The organism is uncultured Pseudomonas sp., assembly GCF_913774235.1.
In the GTDB taxonomy this organism is placed as follows: Bacteria; Pseudomonadota; Gammaproteobacteria; order Pseudomonadales; family Pseudomonadaceae; genus Chryseomonas.
Map to the genome: position 1 here is coordinate 360,519 of NZ_CAJYDW010000016.1, position 15,836 is coordinate 376,354.

The window sequence follows — 15,836 nt, forward strand, 5'->3', positions numbered from 1 at the left end:
AGCTCCTTGAGCGCTGAGAAGAGATGAAGGCCATGGTCTTCTTCATCCTCGGCGGGAAAAAGCGGCAGAATTGGATAGCACCTTCACTGCTGGAGTGAAAATGATCCGCTTCGACGATCTTGGCCTCTTCGTGCGCTCCGCAGCGCTGGGCAGCTTTTCTCGTGCGGCCCGCGAGGCAGACCTGTTGCCGGGTCAGGTGAGCGCGGCCATTGGCCGCTTGGAGCGCGAACTGGGCATCCGCCTGTTCGCCCGCTCGACCCGCAGCCTGCGACTCACCGCCGAGGGTGAGGCCTATCTGCCCTATGCCCGGGAGGTGTTGGAAACCCTGCGCGAGGGACGCGAGCGGCTGCAGAGCGAGAGTCCCGAGTTGCGTGGCGTGCTGCAGGTGGCCGCGCCGTCCGATCTGGGGCGCAATCTGCTGTTGCCCTGGCTGACCGAATTTCGCCAGCGACATCCGGGGCTGACGTTGCGGCTGTATGTGTCGGACCAGCAGGCGGACGTCTATCGCGAGCCGGTAGACATCGCCATCCGTTACGGGCGCAGCCAGGACGACAGCCTGGTGGCCCTGCCGCTGGTACCGGACAATCGCCGCTTGCTGGCCGCGGCGCCGGCCTATCTGGCGCGCCACGGCACACCGCGCAGCCTGGACGAGTTGGCCGGGCATGCCTGCCTGCTCTATCAACTGCACGGCCGGATCCATGACAAGTGGAGCTTCGTGCTGCCCGAGGGCGGCCTGCGCCAGGTGGGGGTGAGCGGACCGCTGCAGAGCGACGATGCGGAGGTAGTGCATCGCTGGGCGCTGGCCGGCGAAGGCATCCTCTACAAGTCCTGGCTGGAACTGCGCGAGGACTTCCAGGCCGGGCGGCTGGTGCGACTGCTGCCGGAGCTGTCCGGCGAGCCCCTGCCGCTGCAACTCTTCTGTCCCCATCGCCGGCAATTCTCGCCGGCGGTGCGGCAACTGCACGACTGGCTGGCCGTGCGTTTCGCCGCCTGCGGCGAGCCGGGCTGAAACGCAAAAGGGGCGCCATCGCTGGCGCCCCCCTGGGACTGGCGTCGAACCCTACTGTAGGTGCTGCTTGAGCAACTGGCCGGCCTGGGTCAGGGCGGCCTGGACCTCGGGTACCTTGGCCAGGGCGTTGAGCAGCCCGTAGTCATGGATCATGCCGTTGTAGCGTACCTGGACCACGTCGACGCCCGCGGCGTTGAGCTTGCGCGCATAAGCCTCGCCTTCGTCACGCAGCACGTCGTTCTCGGCGGTTTGCACCAGCGCCGGCGGCAGGCCCTTGAGCTGCGCTTCGCTGGCGCGCAGCGGCGAGGCGTAGACGTTGGCGCGGTCGGCTTCGCTGGTGGTGTAGTTGTCCCAGAACCACTTCATCATGTTGCGGGTGAGGAAGCGGCCTTCGGCATAGGTCTGGTAGGAGCCATTGTCGAAGCTGGCATCGGTCACCGGCCAGAACAGCACCTGGTAGCTCAGCTTGGGCGTGCCCTTGTCCTTGGCCATCAGGCTGACCACCGCGGCCATGTTGCCGCCGACGCTGTTGCCGGCCACCGCCAGGCGACTGCCGTCGACCTCGATCTCCTTGCCATGCTCGGCGACCCATTGGGTCGCGGCATAGGCCTGGTTGATGGCCACCGGGAAGTGGGCTTCCGGACTCGGGGTGTAGTTGACGAACACCGCCGTGGCGCCGGAGGCCACCACCAGGTCCCGCACCAGGCGCTGGTGGGTGGGGAAGTCGCCCAGCACCCAGCCGCCGCCGTGGAAGAACATGAAGGCCGGAGTCGTGCCCTTGGCGTTCGCCGGGCGGACGATGGTCAGGTCCAGCGGCTTGCCATCCACCTGGATGGTCTTCTGGCTGGTCTTGACCCCGGACAGGTCGACCTTGACGCTGGCCTGGGCGCCGGTCAGGACGGCGCGAGCGTCTTTCGGCGCCAGGGTTTCCAGGGGTTTGCCACCGCTGGCGTTCAGGCCGTCGACGAAGGCCTGGGTAGTGCGCTCCAGGTGCGGATCGGGCTGGGGCGCGGCGAAGGCGCTGCCCATGGCCAGGGTGAGGGTGGAAAGACCGAGCAGACGAGCGAAGGTGCGCATGACGGATGACTCCTCGAAGCTGAAGAGCGGGCGCCTCGCATGGAGGCGCTCGGTAGGGGCGCTTAGGCCAGGGTCAGACGCACGTCCACGTTGCCGCGGGTGGCGTTGGAGTAGGGGCAGACCTGGTGGGCTTTCTCGATCAGGTCTTCGGCCACGGCGCGGTCGACACCCGGCAGGCTGATGGTCAGCTCGACGTCCAGGGCGAAGCCGGTGGGGATCGGGCCGATGCCGACCTGGGCGGTCACGCTGACATCCGCCGGCACGGCGATCTTTTCCTTGGCACCAACGAACTTCAGGGCGCCGATGAAGCAGGCCGAGTAGCCGGCGGCGAAGAGTTGCTCGGGGTTGGTCCCCGCACCACCGGCGCCCCCCAGTTCCTTGGGCGTGGACAGCTGGACATCCAGGGCCTTGTCGCTGGCGATGGAACGGCCGTCACGGCCACCGGTGCTGGTTGCGGAAGCGGTATAGAGGATGTTCATGGCGTGCTCCTGGTTAAGTATCGCGATAACTGTCTGGTCGGGACTCGCCGAGAGAGAAGGCCCGGGTACGGATTTAAGTTATCGCGATATTCGTTATCGCACAAATATATTCCGAAGGAGGTGACCAACGGTCGTTCACGCTCTCAACGCTCCAGCTTGGCGCGCAGGGCGGTGAGATGTTCCCGCAGCTCGGTCATCTCCTGGTCGCCCAGGGCGCAGTAGCTGCCGATGGTGCCGTTGATGTCGCGGGCCCGTTCGCGCAGGGCGCGGCCCGCCGGGGTGAGTTCGATGGACAGGTTGCGCTCGTCGTCGACGTTGCGTTGGCGGGTCACGTAGCCCTCGGCTTCCAGGCGCTTGAGCACCGGGGTGAGGGCGCCGGAGTCCTGGTGCAGTCGGCGAGCCAGTTCCTTGAGCGGCAAGCGGTCGTTTTCCCACAGCACCAACATCATCAGGTACTGCGGATAGGTCAGGCCCACTTCTTCGAGCAGCGGCTTGTACACCTTGGTCATCGCCAGCGAGGTGGAGTAGAGGGCGAAGCACAGCTGCTGATCGAGTAGGAGGGGATCTTTGGTACTCATGGTGGCCTCGCCCTGGCAAATGAGAAGTGATTCTACCCCGAGCCTTTGGGTAGCATGGCCCTTTCGCTATCAGACCCCAGGGTTTTAATGCGTATCCATGTATCGTTCATCGATCGCGTCGGCATCACCCAGGAAGTCCTGGCCCTGCTCGGTGCGCGCAATCTCAACCTCGACGCGGTGGAGATGGTGCCGCCCAACGTCTACATCGATGCGCCGACCCTGAGCCCCGCGGTGCTGGAGGAGTTGCGCGACGCCCTGCTGACCGTGGTGGGGGTCGAGGCGGTGCGGGTGGTGGACATCCTGCCCGGCCAGCGGCGCACCCTGCAACTCGACGCCCTGCTCGCCGCCATGGCCGATCCGGTATTGGCGGTGGACGGCGAGGGCCGCATCCTGCTGGCCAACCCGGCCTTCGCTGCCCTGGCCGGTGAGGATGCCGGCACGACCCTGGCCGAACTCTTCAACGACGCCGAATTGCCCGCCGAACTACTGGACCAGGGCTTTCGCCTGCCCCTGCGCGAGGTGGTGTTGCGCGGCCAGGCGCTGCTGCTCGACGCCACTCCCATCGGCGAGCCGGTGGGCGGCCTGGCCGGCGGGCTGCTGACCCTCTATGCCCCCAGCCGCATCGGCGGTCGCCTGTCGGCCTTGCGCCACGACACTCCCGAGGGCTTCGATTCCTTGCTCGGCGATTGCGCCGCCATCCGCACCCTCAAGGCCCGCGCCCAGCGCCTGGCCGCCCTGGACGCGCCATTGCTGATCCTCGGCGAGACCGGCACCGGCAAGGAGCTGGTGGCTCGCGCCTGCCATGCCGCCAGCGCCCGGCGCGACGCCCCCTTCCTGGCGCTCAACTGCGCCGCCCTGCCGGAGAGCCTGGCCGAGAGCGAGCTGTTCGGCTATGCGCCCGGCGCCTTCACCGGCGCCCAGCGCGGCGGCAAACCGGGCCTTTTGGAACTGGCCGACCAGGGCACGGTGTTCCTCGACGAGGTGGGGGAGATGTCGCCCTACCTGCAAGCCAAGCTGCTGCGTTTCCTTTCCGACGGTACCTTTCGCCGGGTCGGCGGCGCCCACGAGACGCGGGTCAACGTGCGTATCCTCGCCGCCACCCATCGCGACCTCCAGGCCATGGTGGCCGCCGGTACCTTTCGCGAGGATCTCTTCTACCGCCTCAATGTACTCAGCCTGCAGGTACCGGCGCTGCGCGAGCGCGGCCAGGACATCCTGCTGCTGGCGCGGCACTTCCTGCAGCAGGCCTGCGCCCAGATCGGCCGGCCACCGTGCCGCCTGGCCCCGGCGACCTATGGCGTGCTGCTGGGCAATGCCTGGCCGGGTAACGTCCGCCAGTTGCAGAACATCCTCTTCCGCGCCGCCGCCATCAGCGAGAGTGGCCAGATCGACGTCGACGACCTCGACCTGGCCGGCACCGCGGTGGCCGGCCAGGTCGAGACCGAAGTCGCCACCCTGGAGGCTGCCGTGCAGGGCTTCGAGGCGGCGCTGCTGGAGCGGCTCTATCCGCAGTACCCCTCCAGCCGCCAGCTGGCCGCACGCCTGCAGACTTCCCACTCGGCCATCGCCATGCGCCTGCGGCGCTATGGCATTCCACGGCGGGACTAGCGCCCCTTCAAGTTTCGTCAGGGCAGCCCGATAACGTCCAGACCAAGTCATGCTCGGACGGGGAGGGCTTCGTGACAAGCAAACTCCTGAGATATCTGCTTTTCGGTCTGGTGCTGGTCTGCACGGGCGGCCGTGCGGCCGCCTTGCAGGTGGTGACCGAGGACTATCCGCCCTTCAGCCAAGTCCAGCCGGATGGCCGGGTGACCGGATTTTCGATCGAGCTGGTGCGGTCGCTGCTGGCCCGTGCCGGGCTGGTCACCGAGCCCCAGGTCATGCCCTGGGCCCGAGCCTTCGCCCAGGCCCAGAGCGGGCCCGACGTCCTGATCTTTTCCATGGCGCGTCTGCCCGAGCGAGAGGCGCTGTTCAATTGGGTGGCACCTCTTACCGAAACCAATCTCTGTCTGTTCAGCTGGCGAGGTCGCATTCGGCCCTTGGCCAGCCTGGAGGCGGCCCGTGGCCTGCAGATCGCCACGGTCAATGGTGATGCCGGTGAACGCATCCTGGTGGAGCAGGGCTTCGTCATCGGCCGCGACTTGCAATCCAGCGCGCACTACAGCCTCAACCTGGAGAAGCTGCGAGCCGGGCGGGTCGATCTATGGATCGCCAATCGGGCCATGGTCAATCACATGGCCCGGCAGGCGGGCTACGATCCTCGGCGCGATCTGGTGCAGGTCTATTGTGCACCGCCCTATACTCTCTACCTGGCGGCCAGCCTGGGTACCTCTCCCGAGGTGCTGGCGCGGCTCCGGGCAGCCTTCGCGACCCTGCAGCAGGACGGCACGCTGGCCGAACTCCAGCGCCGCTGGCTATGAGTGGCGTCCTGAGGCGCCGCTCGCTCGGTAACCGCCTGGCGCTGCTGATGGTGCTGTTCTGCCTGCTGTTCTCCGTGCTCACGGCGGGACTGCGCACCTGGAATATCTGGGAGCAGAATCGCCTCAGCATGGATGCCGAGCTGCAATTGCTGGAGCAGGTGTATCAGTCGACCCTGGCCAAGGCCATCTGGGAGCTGGACAAGCCCGCGGTGCAGGCGCATCTGGATGGCGCGCTGCGCATCCCCTCGGTCGGCCGCATCGAGCTGCGTCTCGCCGGTCATGGCGAGGAGCCGGAGGTCCAATCCCGTCAGCGGGCCGACTGGGCGCCCTCTAGCCTGGCACCGAGCCGGTACTGCGAGCTGGTCTACAGCCCCTATCCCGGTGGTCGCGAGGTACTCGGCGAACTCCTCATCCAGGGCAGCGAACCCCTGCTCTGGCGCGAGTTGCGCGACAGCGTGGCCGGCACCCTGCTAACCCAGCTCGTGCTCGCCCTGCTGCTCGCCGGCCTGGTCAGCCTGGCGTTCAATCGGCTGGTGACCCTGCATGTCCGCCGGATCGCCCGCCACCTCTCGCGGCTGTCGGCCGCCACCCTCGCCGAACCCCTCCGCCTGCAGCGACCCGCCCGGCAGGACGAACTGGATCTACTGGTGAGCGGTATCAATGCGCTGCAGGGCAACCTGGCGGACCACCTCGCCCGGCAGCATCGGCAGGAAGAGGAACTGGCCGCGCACCGTGATCGCCTGGCGGACCGGGTTCGCGAGCGTACGGCAGAGCTCGAGGCGCTGGCGACGGCGCAGCAAATCATCCTCGGGCTGTCCAACCAACTGATCCATGCCCCTTACGAACGCTTCGATCAGCATTGCCAGCTCTGCCTGCGGGAGGTGGCGCAACGCCTGCGCGCGCGTCAGGCCTGCTGGTTCAAGCGCCATGCTCAGGATGCGCCCTATCGGCTGTACCAGAGCTGGTCCGCCGAGGCCGAGCCGGCCCAGGGCCTGATGACCCTGCCGACCGCTTGCGCTCAGGTGCTGGAGGCCCGGCTGGAACCCGAGGTGCCTTACACCTTCGCCACGCGCGAGGCGCTCGTGACCGCCTTCGGCGACGCCGCCGAGCCCCTGTTGGCCCTGGGTAACCAGGCCCTGGCGCTGGTCCACCTGCGGATCGCCGACGACGAATACGGCTTGCTGCTCTTCGGCTGTGCCCTGGGAGGCGAATGGCGCACCGACGAGCGTGCCCTGATCAACATGACCACCCAGCTGCTGCTGCATGCGTCCCACCACCAGGCGCAATTGCGCGATGTGCTGGCCTCCCAGGCGGCGCTGCGCAGTGCCAATGCGCGGCTGGAAGAGCTGTCGCTCAGCGATCCCCTCACGGGCCTGGCCAACCGCCGCTGCTTCGATGAAGCCGAGCACCAGGAGTTTCGCCGCGCGCGCCGCTCCGGGCTGGCGCTCTCGCTGCTGCTCTGCGATATCGACTTCTTCAAGCGCTACAACGATACCTACGGACATGCCCAGGGCGACCTCTGCCTGCAGCGGGTGGCGGCCGCCATGCGGCAGGTCGTTACCCGCTCCGGTGATCTGGTGGCGCGAATCGGCGGCGAGGAATTCGCGGTCTTGCTGCCCGCGACCGATCTGGCGGGCGCCGGTGAGATGGCCGAGCGCCTGCGTCGAGCCGTGAGCGCGCTGGAGATCGTCCATGCCGGCTCGGAGATCGCCGACTATGTCACCCTGAGCATCGGCTACGCCTCGCTGAGCGCCGAGATGCCGGATTTCGCCGCCCTCATGGAGCAGGCCGACCGTGCGCTCTACCGCGCCAAGAGCCTGGGCCGCCAGCGCAGTTGTCAGTTGCAGGAGGAGCCACCGTTATGAAGCATCGTCTGCTGCTGTTGGCCATGCTGTCAGCCCTGCTGGGTCAGGGCGTGGAGGCCGCCACGGTCCGCGCCGTGACCGAAGAGACTTCCTTTACCTGGAGCGTCGACGGTCGGGTAGAGGGGCCGGCCGCCGCGGTGGTGGAGCGCACCCTGGCGCTGGCGGGCATCGCCGACTACCGCATGGAACTCTACCCCTGGGCCCGCGCCTATGACCTGGCATTGCACGAACCGGGAGTATTGATCTATCTCATCGCCCGTACCCCGGCCCGTGAGGCACAGTTCCAGTGGGTCGGGGAGGTCATGCGCCTGCGCTACTATTTCTATCGGCTGGCCAGTCGTGACGACGTGCGTATCGAGCGGCTCGAGGATGCGCGTGCCTATCGTATCGGGGTGCTGCGCGATGACGTGCGCCACCAGTACCTGCAGACGCTCGGCTTCCAGCGCCTGGTGGTGTCGGGCCAGCAGAAGGACAACTTCAGCCGCCTGCTCAACGGCCAGGTGGACGCCTTGCTGCTGCCGGAGAAGGATGCCAGCCACTTCTGCCAGGACGCGGCCAGCACCTGCCCGGGATTGCGCCGTCTCGCCGTCCTGGAGGATCTCGATACCCCGCTGTACATGGCGTTCAGCCCGACCACGCCGGCGCCCTTGGTGGCGCGATTGCGCGAGGCGTTCGCGCAGCTCAAGGCCAGCGGCGAGCTCGCCCGGCTGCTGGAGCAGTCGGGCGAGCGCTAGCCCTCAGCGCAGCACGTTGGTCTTGGCCAGGTCCAGCACCTCGCTGCCGCGCCCGCTCATCACCGCGCGCAGCATGTAGAGGCTGAAGCCCTTGGCCTGGGCCGCCTCGATCTTCGGCGGCAGCGACAGCTCCTGTTTGGCGATGCGCACGTCCACCAGTGCCGGCCCGGGGTGGGCGAAGGCTTCCGCCAGGGTGGCGTCCAGCCGGCTGGCTGACTCTACCTTCCAGCCGCGCACGCCGCAGGCCTCGGCCACCTGGGCGAAGTCGACGGCGGCAAGATCCGTGGTCTCGTCGAGCATGCCGGCGGCCTTCATCTCCATGGCGACGAAGCCCAGGGTGGCGTTGTCGTAGACGATCACCTTGACCGGGAGCTTCTCGCTGGCCAGGGTCGCCAATTCGCCGAGCAGCATGGACAGCCCGCCGTCACCGGCGAGGGCCACCACCTGGCGACCGGGGAAGGCCGCCTGCAGACCCATGGCCTGGGGCAGGGCATTGGCCATGGAGCCATGGCTGAAGGAGCCGGCCAGCTTGCGCTCGAAATTCATCGCCAGGTAGCGCGCCGCCCAGACGGTGGGGGTGCCGACGTCGCAGGTGAAGAGGGCGTCCGGCGCGGCCAGTTCGCTGACGCGGGTGGTGAGGTATTGCGGATGCAGCGGCTCACCGTCGGCGGTGGCGGTGGCCAGTTCGTCCAGCTCGGCGCGGGTCTTGCGGTAGTGCTGCTGGGCCTTTTCCAGGAAGCGGCTGTGGCCATTGGGTTGGAGTCGCGGCAACAGGGCGTCGAGGGTGGCGCGGACATCGCCGACCAAGCCCTTGAGCAATGGGGTACGCACGCCCAGGTGCGCGCCGCGCAGATCGATCTGCACCACCCGGCCATGATCCGGGAAGAAGTTACGATAGGGGAAGTTGCTGCCCAGCATCAGCAGCAGGTCGCATTCCTTGAGCGCGTGATAGCCGGAGGAAAAGCCGATCAGTCCGGTCATACCCACGCCATAGGGGTTGGAGTATTCGATATGGGCCTTGCCGCGCAGGGCATGGACCACCGGGGCCTGCAGGCGCTCGGCCAGGGCCACCACCTGGGCATGGGCACCGGCGCAACCGGCGCCGCAGAGCAGGGTGATGCGCTTTTCCCCAGCCAGCAATTCGGCCAGGGCGTCCAGCTCGGCCTCCGGCGGCACCACCACCGGGCGTACCGGCTCGCTCCATTGCACGGTCTTGGTCGGCGCCTCGGCCAGGGCCACGTCGCCGGAGATCACCACCACCGACACCGAGCGATTGAGGATGGCCGAGCGCATGGCGGTCTCGAGGATGCGCGGCAGCTGCTCGGGGTGGGAGACCACTTCGCAGTAGTCGCTGCAGTCGCGGAACAGCCGCTCCGGGTGGGTCTCCTGGAAGTAGCCCAGGCCGATCTCGCTGGACGGGATCTGGGCGGCGATGGCCAGGACGGGCGCGCCGCTGCGCTGGGCGTCGAACAGGCCGTTGATCAGGTGCAGGTTGCCCGGGCCGCAGGAGCCGGCGCAGACGCTGAGGCGACCGCTGATGTCGGCGGCGGCGCTGGCGGCGAAGGCCGCGGCTTCTTCATGCCGCACGCCGCGCCAGCGGATGCGCTCGCGCTTGCGCAGGCTTTCGGTGAGGCCGTTGAGCGAATCGCCCGGCAGGCCCCAGATGGTCTCCACGCCGGCAGCTTCGAGGGTGGCGACGAGCAGATCGGCAACGGTTTTCACAGCCATGACAGGATCTCCAGACAAGGGGGATGGGAGAGGGCAAAGCCGCTTGGCAGAGGTCTTGTTGTGTTCCCTTGGGCCGGGAAGCGGTACGGAAGTTCGCGACCGTCTCGCCGTTTCGCCCGGTGAACGGTCGGCGCGAAGCCTGGGCGGGCGGCGATAATCGCGCTCGGTTCTTCAGCGACAAGGAACGTCTCTCGTGCTCGCCGCCTACCTCAGCGGGTTTTCCGCCTTCCTGCTCTATCTGCTGCTGTCCCTGGCCCTGCTCGGGCTGTTCTGCGTGCTCTACGCCTGGCTCACGCCCCATCGCGAATGGCAACTGATCCGCGCCAACGTGCCGGCGGCGGCCCTGGCCTTCGGTGGCAGCCTGCTCGGCTTCGTGCTGCCGCTGGCCGGCGCCATGCGCGTGGCGGTGAGCCTGACCGACTTCCTCATCTGGGCGCTCATCGCCCTGGTCACCCAGTTGCTGGCCTTCCAACTGCTGCGCCTGGGCCTGCCCGGGCTACCGCAGCGGCTGGCGGCCAACGAGATGGCCAGTGGCATCCTCGCCGCCTGCTTCGCCATTGCCGTGGGCGTGCTCAACGCGGCCGCCATCACCGGTTGAGGGCGAGCCATGAAACGCAGCCAAGCCCTCAAGCTGGTGCTCATCGGCGCCCCGGTGCTGACCCTGGCCTGGTGCACCAGCCGGCCCACCACCGGCTACACCTATGCGACGGCCGAGCAATGCACCCGGGACGGGGTGTTCAGCAATACCGTCTGCGCCCGCGAATACGCCAATGCTCGTAGCGCCCACGCCCTGCAGGCACCTCGCTACGTCCAGCCAGGCGATTGCGAGGCGGATTTCGGCGTGGGTGGGTGCGAAGGGCCGCAACCCTACTACACGCCACGGATGTCCGGCTTTCTGATCAATCGTGAACCGGCTGCCGGTTCCAACGTACCGGACGGGACCTGGCTCACGACCGTCGCTACGACAGTCGACCGCTCTACCGTTCCCTGGATAATCCGGGCACCTGGCGTACTGGCAGCAACGTCGCCGTGGCCGATCGCAGCGGGCGGGTCGCGGTGGATCGCGCTGCTCAGACGGTGGACACTGGGCGTTTCGTCAGCCGTGGCGGCTTCGGCCAGGCCGCCGCGGCCCGCGCCAGCAGCGGAGGCTAGCCATGCAGCGCCTCTCCTTCGCCGAACGCCCCGACTGGCGCCAGCAGGCCGAAGCCCTGGGCTTCGCCTTCCATACCTTCGACGGCGAGCCCTACTGGGGCGAGACCGCGGCCTATCGCTTCAGCCTGCGCCAGATCGAGGACGACATTGAGGCGCCCACCGCCGAGCTGCACCAGCTGTGCCTGGCGCTGGTGGACCTGATCGTCGAGCGCGAGGAGCTGCTGGAGCGGCTGCACATCCCGCGCTTCTTCTGGGAGCACCTGCGTATCAGCTGGCGCCGGCGCGAGCCCTCGCTCTATGGCCGGATGGATTTCTGCTACAGCGGCCAGGGCCCGGCCAAGCTGTTCGAACTCAACTACGACACCCCCACCGCGCTCTACGAAGCGGCCTATTTCCAGTGGTTGTGGCTGGAGCAGCAGCGTGAGCGTGGCGTCCTGCCGCCCGCCGCCGACCAGTACAACCTGATTCAGGAGCGGCTGATCGAGACCCTGGCGGAACTGGGCGTCCCGCAGCCGCTGTACCTGGCGGCGGTGCGCGATTCCCTGGAGGATCGCGGCACCGTCGACTACCTGCGCGACTGCGCTGTCCAGGCTGGCCTGGATACCCGTTCCCTCGCCATCGAGGACATCGGCCTGGAGCGCTCGGGCACCTTCGTCGATCTGAATGGCCATTCCATCTTCAGCCTGTTCAAGCTCTATCCCTGGGAGCAACTGCTGGAAGACCCCTTCGGCGCGGCCATTCCGGCCAGCGGTACCCGCTTCGTCGAACCGCCCTGGAAGGCGCTGCTGAGCAACAAGGGCACCCTGGCGCTGCTCTGGGAGCAGCATCCGGGGCATCCCAACCTGCTGCCGACCTATTTCGATGCCCGCCCGAGCGCCCATCTGGCAGCGGGCTGGGTGCGCAAGCCGTTGTTCTCCCGCGAAGGTGCCAACGTCAGCCTGCACACCGCCGATGGTCGTCGGGCCGCGGTGGCCGGCCCCTATGGCGGGGCGACCATTCGCCAGGCCTGCCACCCGCTACCCTGTTTCGACGGTCACTACCCGGTACTGGGCAGTTGGGTGGTGGGTGACCGCGCCTGCGGTCTGGGCATTCGCGAGGATAGGTCGCTGATCACCCAGGACAGCTCGCGCTTTCTGCCGCATTTCATCCTTGACTGAGAACTGGATCGCCGCGGCGTGCAGCTGGGCTGTCTGACCCAGGAGTTCAGCTAATTCCGTATTGAAATCGATACGTTGTATTTAAATCGATACGTTTAAAGGGGGCTGGGCACCCCGGTGTAATGATTTCGCTACAGCCCCTGACTGGGGTATAGGATAAACCCTTGATATAGCTAGGTTTTGCTCCTGGCATTGGCTTTGCAAAGTAAGACCCATCTATCCACCGGGACGAACGTCCGCAGGAGTCTGCAATGGGTCTGCGCTATACCGAAGAACACGAATGGCTGCGTCAGGAAGCCGATGGCAGCATCACCGTCGGCATCACCGACTATGCTCAGGACTCCCTGGGCGACCTGGTCTTCGTGCAACTGCCGGAACTGCGCAGCTATGCCCAGGGCGATGAGGTGGCGGTGCTGGAATCGGTCAAGGCCGCCAGCAACATCACCATGCCGCTGGACGGCGAGGTGCTGGCGGTCAACGAGGCGCTGAACGAGGCGCCCGAGACCATCAACAGCGATCCGCTGAACGCCGGCTGGTTCTTCCGCTTCCAGCCCGCCAATGCCGAAGCCTTCGCCGCGCTGCTCGACGAAACCGCCTATCAGCAACTGATCAAGGGGTAAGACCGCCATGTCGCTGCACGACACCCTCAGCACCGCCGACGAATTCGTCCCGCGCCACATAGGTCCGCGCGAGCTCGACGAGATCGCCATGCTGAACCTGCTCGGCTACGAGTCCCTGGACGCCATGACCGCCCAGGTGATTCCCGAGAGCATCAAGGGCACCAGCGTGCTGGACCTGCCCGCTGGCCTCTCCGAAGCCGACGCCCTGGCCGAGCTGCGCGCCATCGCCGGCAAGAATCGTCTGCTCAAGAGCCTGATCGGCCAGGGCTACTACAACACCCATACCCCGGCGCCGATCCTGCGCAACCTGCTGGAAAATCCGGCCTGGTACACTGCCTATACCCCCTATCAGCCGGAGATTTCCCAGGGTCGCCTGGAAGCCCTGCTCAACTTCCAGACACTGATCGGCGACCTCACCGGCATGCCGGTGGCCAACGCCTCGCTGCTGGACGAGGGCACCGCCGCCGCCGAGGCCATGACCTTCTGCAAGCGCCTGGCGAAGAACAAGGCCACTGCTTTCTTCGCCTCCGTGCACTGCCATCCGCAGACCCTGGACGTCTTGCGCACCCGCGCCGAGCCCCTGGGCATCGAGGTGGTGGTGGGCGTGGAAACCGAGATCGAGGACCACGGCCGCTTCTTCGGCGCGCTGTTCCAGTACCCGATGACCACCGGCGAGATCCGCGACTATCGTGACAGCATCCAGGCCTTCCAGGCCGCCGGTGCCCTGGTGGCCATGGCCGCCGATCTGCTGGCCCTGACCCTGCTCACCCCGCCCGGCGAACTGGGCGCGGACGTGGCCATCGGCACCGCCCAGCGTTTTGGCGTACCGCTCGGCTTCGGCGGTCCCCACGCGGCCTACTTCGCCACCCAGGATAAGTACAAGCGCGACATGCCCGGTCGCGTCGTCGGCGTGTCCATCGACCGCCACGGCAACCCGGCCTATCGCCTGGCCCTGCAGACCCGCGAGCAGCACATCCGCCGCGAGAAGGCCACCAGCAACATCTGTACCGCCCAGGTGCTGCTGGCCAACATCGCCAGCATGTACGCGGTCTACCATGGCCCCGAAGGCCTGACCCGCATCGCCACCCGGGTGCAGCGCCTGACCGGCCTGCTGGCCGCCGGCCTGCAGAAGCTGGGTCACCAGACCCAGCACACCGCCTTCGACACCCTGACCCTGGTGTTCGGCGCGCGCACCGCCGCCCTGCACGAGGCCGCCCGTGCCCGTGGCTACAACCTGCGCGAAGTCAGCGCCGAAGCCCTGGGCGTATCCCTGGACGAGACCAGTACCCTGGCGGACGTTCAGGCGCTGCTGGAGATCCTGGCCGACGGCCAGGCCGCGCCCCAGGTCGCCGAGCTGGGCGATGCCCAAGGCGTGGAAGTACCTGCGGCGCTGCAGCGCCAGTCGGCCTTCCTGACTCATCCGGTGTTCGCCAGCCATAGATCCGAGACCGAGCTGATGCGCTATCTGCGCAAGCTGGCGGACAAGGACCTGGCACTGGATCGCACCATGATCCCGCTGGGCTCCTGCACCATGAAGCTCAATGCCGCCAGCGAGATGATCCCGGTCACCTGGGCGGAATTCGGCGGTATCCACCCCTTCGCCCCGGCCGATCAGGCCCAGGGCTATGCCCAGCTCACCACCGAGCTGGAGGCCATGCTCTGCGCGGCCACCGGCTATGACGCCGTCTCCCTGCAGCCCAACGCCGGCTCCCAGGGCGAGTACGCCGGTCTGCTGGCCATCCGTGCCTATCACGCGAGCCGCGGCCAGGGCGAGCGCGACGTCTGCCTGATTCCGGCCTCGGCCCACGGCACCAACCCGGCCACCGCCAGCATGGTCGACATGCGCGTGGTGGTGGTGGCCTGCGACAAGCGCGGCAACGTCGACCTCGACGATCTGCGCGCCAAGGCCGAGCAGCACAGCGACCGCCTGGCCGCGCTGATGATCACCTATCCGTCCACCCACGGGGTGTTCGAGGAAGCCATCCGCGAGATCTGCCAGGTGGTCCACGACCACGGCGGCCAGGTCTATATCGATGGCGCCAACATGAACGCCATGGTCGGTCTCTGCGCTCCGGGTCAGTTCGGCGGCGACGTCTCCCACCTCAACCTGCACAAGACCTTCTGCATTCCGCACGGCGGCGGCGGTCCTGGGGTCGGCCCCATCGGCGTCAAGGCGCACCTGGCGCCCTTCCTGCCCGGCCATGCCCGGCTGGAACGCAAGGAAGGCGCGGTCTGCGCGGCGCCCTACGGCAGCGCCAGCATCCTGCCGATCTCCTGGATGTACCTGAAGATGATGGGCAGCGCCGGTCTGACCCGCGCCTCCCAGGTGGCCATCCTCAGCGCCAACTACATCGCCCGCCGCCTGGAAGAGCACTACCCGGTGCTCTACACCGGCACTAGCGGCCTGGTGGCCCACGAGTGCATCCTCGACCTGCGTCCGCTCAAGGACAGCAGCGGCGTGACCGTGGACGACGTGGCCAAGCGCCTGATCGACTTCGGCTTCCATGCCCCGACCATGTCCTTCCCGGTGGCCGGCACCCTGATGATCGAGCCCACCGAGAGCGAGTCGAAGGCCGAGCTGGATCGCTTCTGCGACGCCATGATCGCCATCCGTGACGAGATCCGCGCCCTGGAAGCCGGCACTCTGGATCCCCAGGACAACCCGCTGAAGAACGCGCCCCATACCGCGCGCGAACTGGCCGGGGAGTGGACCCATCCCTACAGCCGCGAGCAGGCGGTCTTCCCGCTGCCGAGCCTGGTGGACGGCAAGTACTGGCCGCCGGTGGCCCGTATCGACAACGTCTACGGCGATCGCAACCTGGTCTGCTCCTGCCCGCCCATCGAGGCCTACGGCGAGGCCTGAGCCCTCACCCCCGGCCCCTCTCCCTCGGGGAGAGGGGAGCAGAGCCGCAGCACTCTGATAGCTCTGCACCCGTTGTGCAGGATGTCCGAGCGAAGCACCGCTCTTCCCCCTCTCCCTCCGGGAGAGGGCCGGGGTGAAGGTAAACCTGAAGCAC

At 67.4% G+C, this 15,836-nt stretch carries 14 protein-coding genes and 1 pseudogene; 11 read left to right on the forward strand and 4 right to left on the reverse strand.

Annotation, left to right across the window (positions count from 1 at the left end; genetic code table 11):
* The first annotated feature begins 100 nt into the window (after positions 1–100).
* Positions 101–1,009, forward strand: a complete 909-nt coding sequence (locus QZ471_RS16865; protein WP_295465873.1) for a LysR family transcriptional regulator — start codon at positions 101–103, stop codon at positions 1,007–1,009.
* Between the two features lie 51 nt (positions 1,010–1,060).
* On the opposite strand, the gene QZ471_RS16870 is transcribed toward QZ471_RS16865, so the two are convergent.
* The 3 genes from QZ471_RS16870 to QZ471_RS16880 form a co-directional block, all read right to left on the reverse strand.
* Complete coding sequence (locus QZ471_RS16870; RefSeq protein ID WP_295465875.1) at positions 1,061–2,086, reverse strand: alpha/beta hydrolase; 1,026 nt, start codon at positions 2,084–2,086, stop codon at positions 1,061–1,063.
* 62 nt (positions 2,087–2,148) lie between these two features.
* Entirely contained in the window at positions 2,149–2,565 is a 417-nt protein-coding gene (locus tag QZ471_RS16875; protein ID WP_295465877.1) for an organic hydroperoxide resistance protein, read from the reverse strand.
* A 143-nt stretch (positions 2,566–2,708) separates the two neighbouring features.
* On the reverse strand, positions 2,709–3,143 hold the full coding sequence (locus QZ471_RS16880) for a MarR family transcriptional regulator (RefSeq protein ID WP_295465878.1): 435 nt from the start codon (positions 3,141–3,143) through the stop codon (positions 2,709–2,711).
* A gap of 87 nt (positions 3,144–3,230) precedes the next feature.
* Between QZ471_RS16880 and QZ471_RS16885 the strand changes: the two genes are divergently transcribed.
* From QZ471_RS16885 to QZ471_RS16900, 4 genes are all read left to right on the forward strand, one after another.
* The gene (locus QZ471_RS16885; RefSeq protein WP_295465880.1) at positions 3,231–4,751 is read left to right on the forward strand and encodes a sigma-54-dependent transcriptional regulator; all 1,521 of its coding nucleotides are present in this window, start codon (positions 3,231–3,233) and stop codon (positions 4,749–4,751) included.
* 71 nt (positions 4,752–4,822) lie between these two features.
* Complete coding sequence (locus tag QZ471_RS16890) at positions 4,823–5,563, forward strand: transporter substrate-binding domain-containing protein (protein WP_295465882.1); 741 nt, start codon at positions 4,823–4,825, stop codon at positions 5,561–5,563.
* On the forward strand, positions 5,560–7,428 hold the full coding sequence (locus QZ471_RS16895) for a diguanylate cyclase (protein WP_295465884.1): 1,869 nt from the start codon (positions 5,560–5,562) through the stop codon (positions 7,426–7,428). Before QZ471_RS16890 ends, QZ471_RS16895 begins: the two co-directional genes overlap by 4 nt.
* On the forward strand, positions 7,425–8,162 hold the full coding sequence (locus tag QZ471_RS16900) for a transporter substrate-binding domain-containing protein (RefSeq protein ID WP_295465886.1): 738 nt from the start codon (positions 7,425–7,427) through the stop codon (positions 8,160–8,162). The genes QZ471_RS16895 and QZ471_RS16900 overlap by 4 nt, the downstream gene beginning before the upstream one ends.
* A 3-nt stretch (positions 8,163–8,165) precedes the next feature.
* Here the strand turns inward: QZ471_RS16900 and poxB are convergent, their stop codons facing one another.
* Positions 8,166–9,890, reverse strand: a complete 1,725-nt coding sequence (poxB, locus tag QZ471_RS16905; protein WP_295465888.1) for a ubiquinone-dependent pyruvate dehydrogenase — start codon at positions 9,888–9,890, stop codon at positions 8,166–8,168.
* 193 nt (positions 9,891–10,083) lie between these two features.
* Here poxB and QZ471_RS16910 point away from each other — a divergent pair, with 193 nt between their 5' ends.
* The 6 genes and pseudogenes from QZ471_RS16910 (at position 10,084) to gcvP (ending at position 15,682) form a co-directional block, all read left to right on the forward strand.
* The gene (locus QZ471_RS16910; RefSeq protein ID WP_295465890.1) at positions 10,084–10,488 is read left to right on the forward strand and encodes a DUF350 domain-containing protein; all 405 of its coding nucleotides are present in this window, start codon (positions 10,084–10,086) and stop codon (positions 10,486–10,488) included.
* A 9-nt stretch (positions 10,489–10,497) separates the two neighbouring features.
* A pseudogene (locus QZ471_RS23840) lies at positions 10,498–10,788 on the forward strand (DUF1190 domain-containing protein); the annotation flags it as partial.
* Between the two features lie 44 nt (positions 10,789–10,832).
* Entirely contained in the window at positions 10,833–11,042 is a 210-nt protein-coding gene (locus tag QZ471_RS16915; protein ID WP_295465971.1) for a DUF1190 domain-containing protein, read from the forward strand.
* Positions 11,043–11,044: 2 nt separating this feature from the next.
* Positions 11,045–12,199: a glutathionylspermidine synthase family protein gene (locus QZ471_RS16920; protein ID WP_295465892.1), complete on the forward strand. Its 1,155-nt coding sequence runs from the start codon at positions 11,045–11,047 to the stop codon at positions 12,197–12,199.
* Between the two features lie 251 nt (positions 12,200–12,450).
* On the forward strand, positions 12,451–12,819 hold the full coding sequence (gene gcvH / locus QZ471_RS16925) for a glycine cleavage system protein GcvH (protein WP_295465894.1): 369 nt from the start codon (positions 12,451–12,453) through the stop codon (positions 12,817–12,819).
* 7 nt (positions 12,820–12,826) lie between these two features.
* Positions 12,827–15,682: an aminomethyl-transferring glycine dehydrogenase gene (gcvP, locus tag QZ471_RS16930; RefSeq protein ID WP_295465895.1), complete on the forward strand. Its 2,856-nt coding sequence runs from the start codon at positions 12,827–12,829 to the stop codon at positions 15,680–15,682.
* Positions 15,683–15,836: the final 154 nt, after the last annotated feature.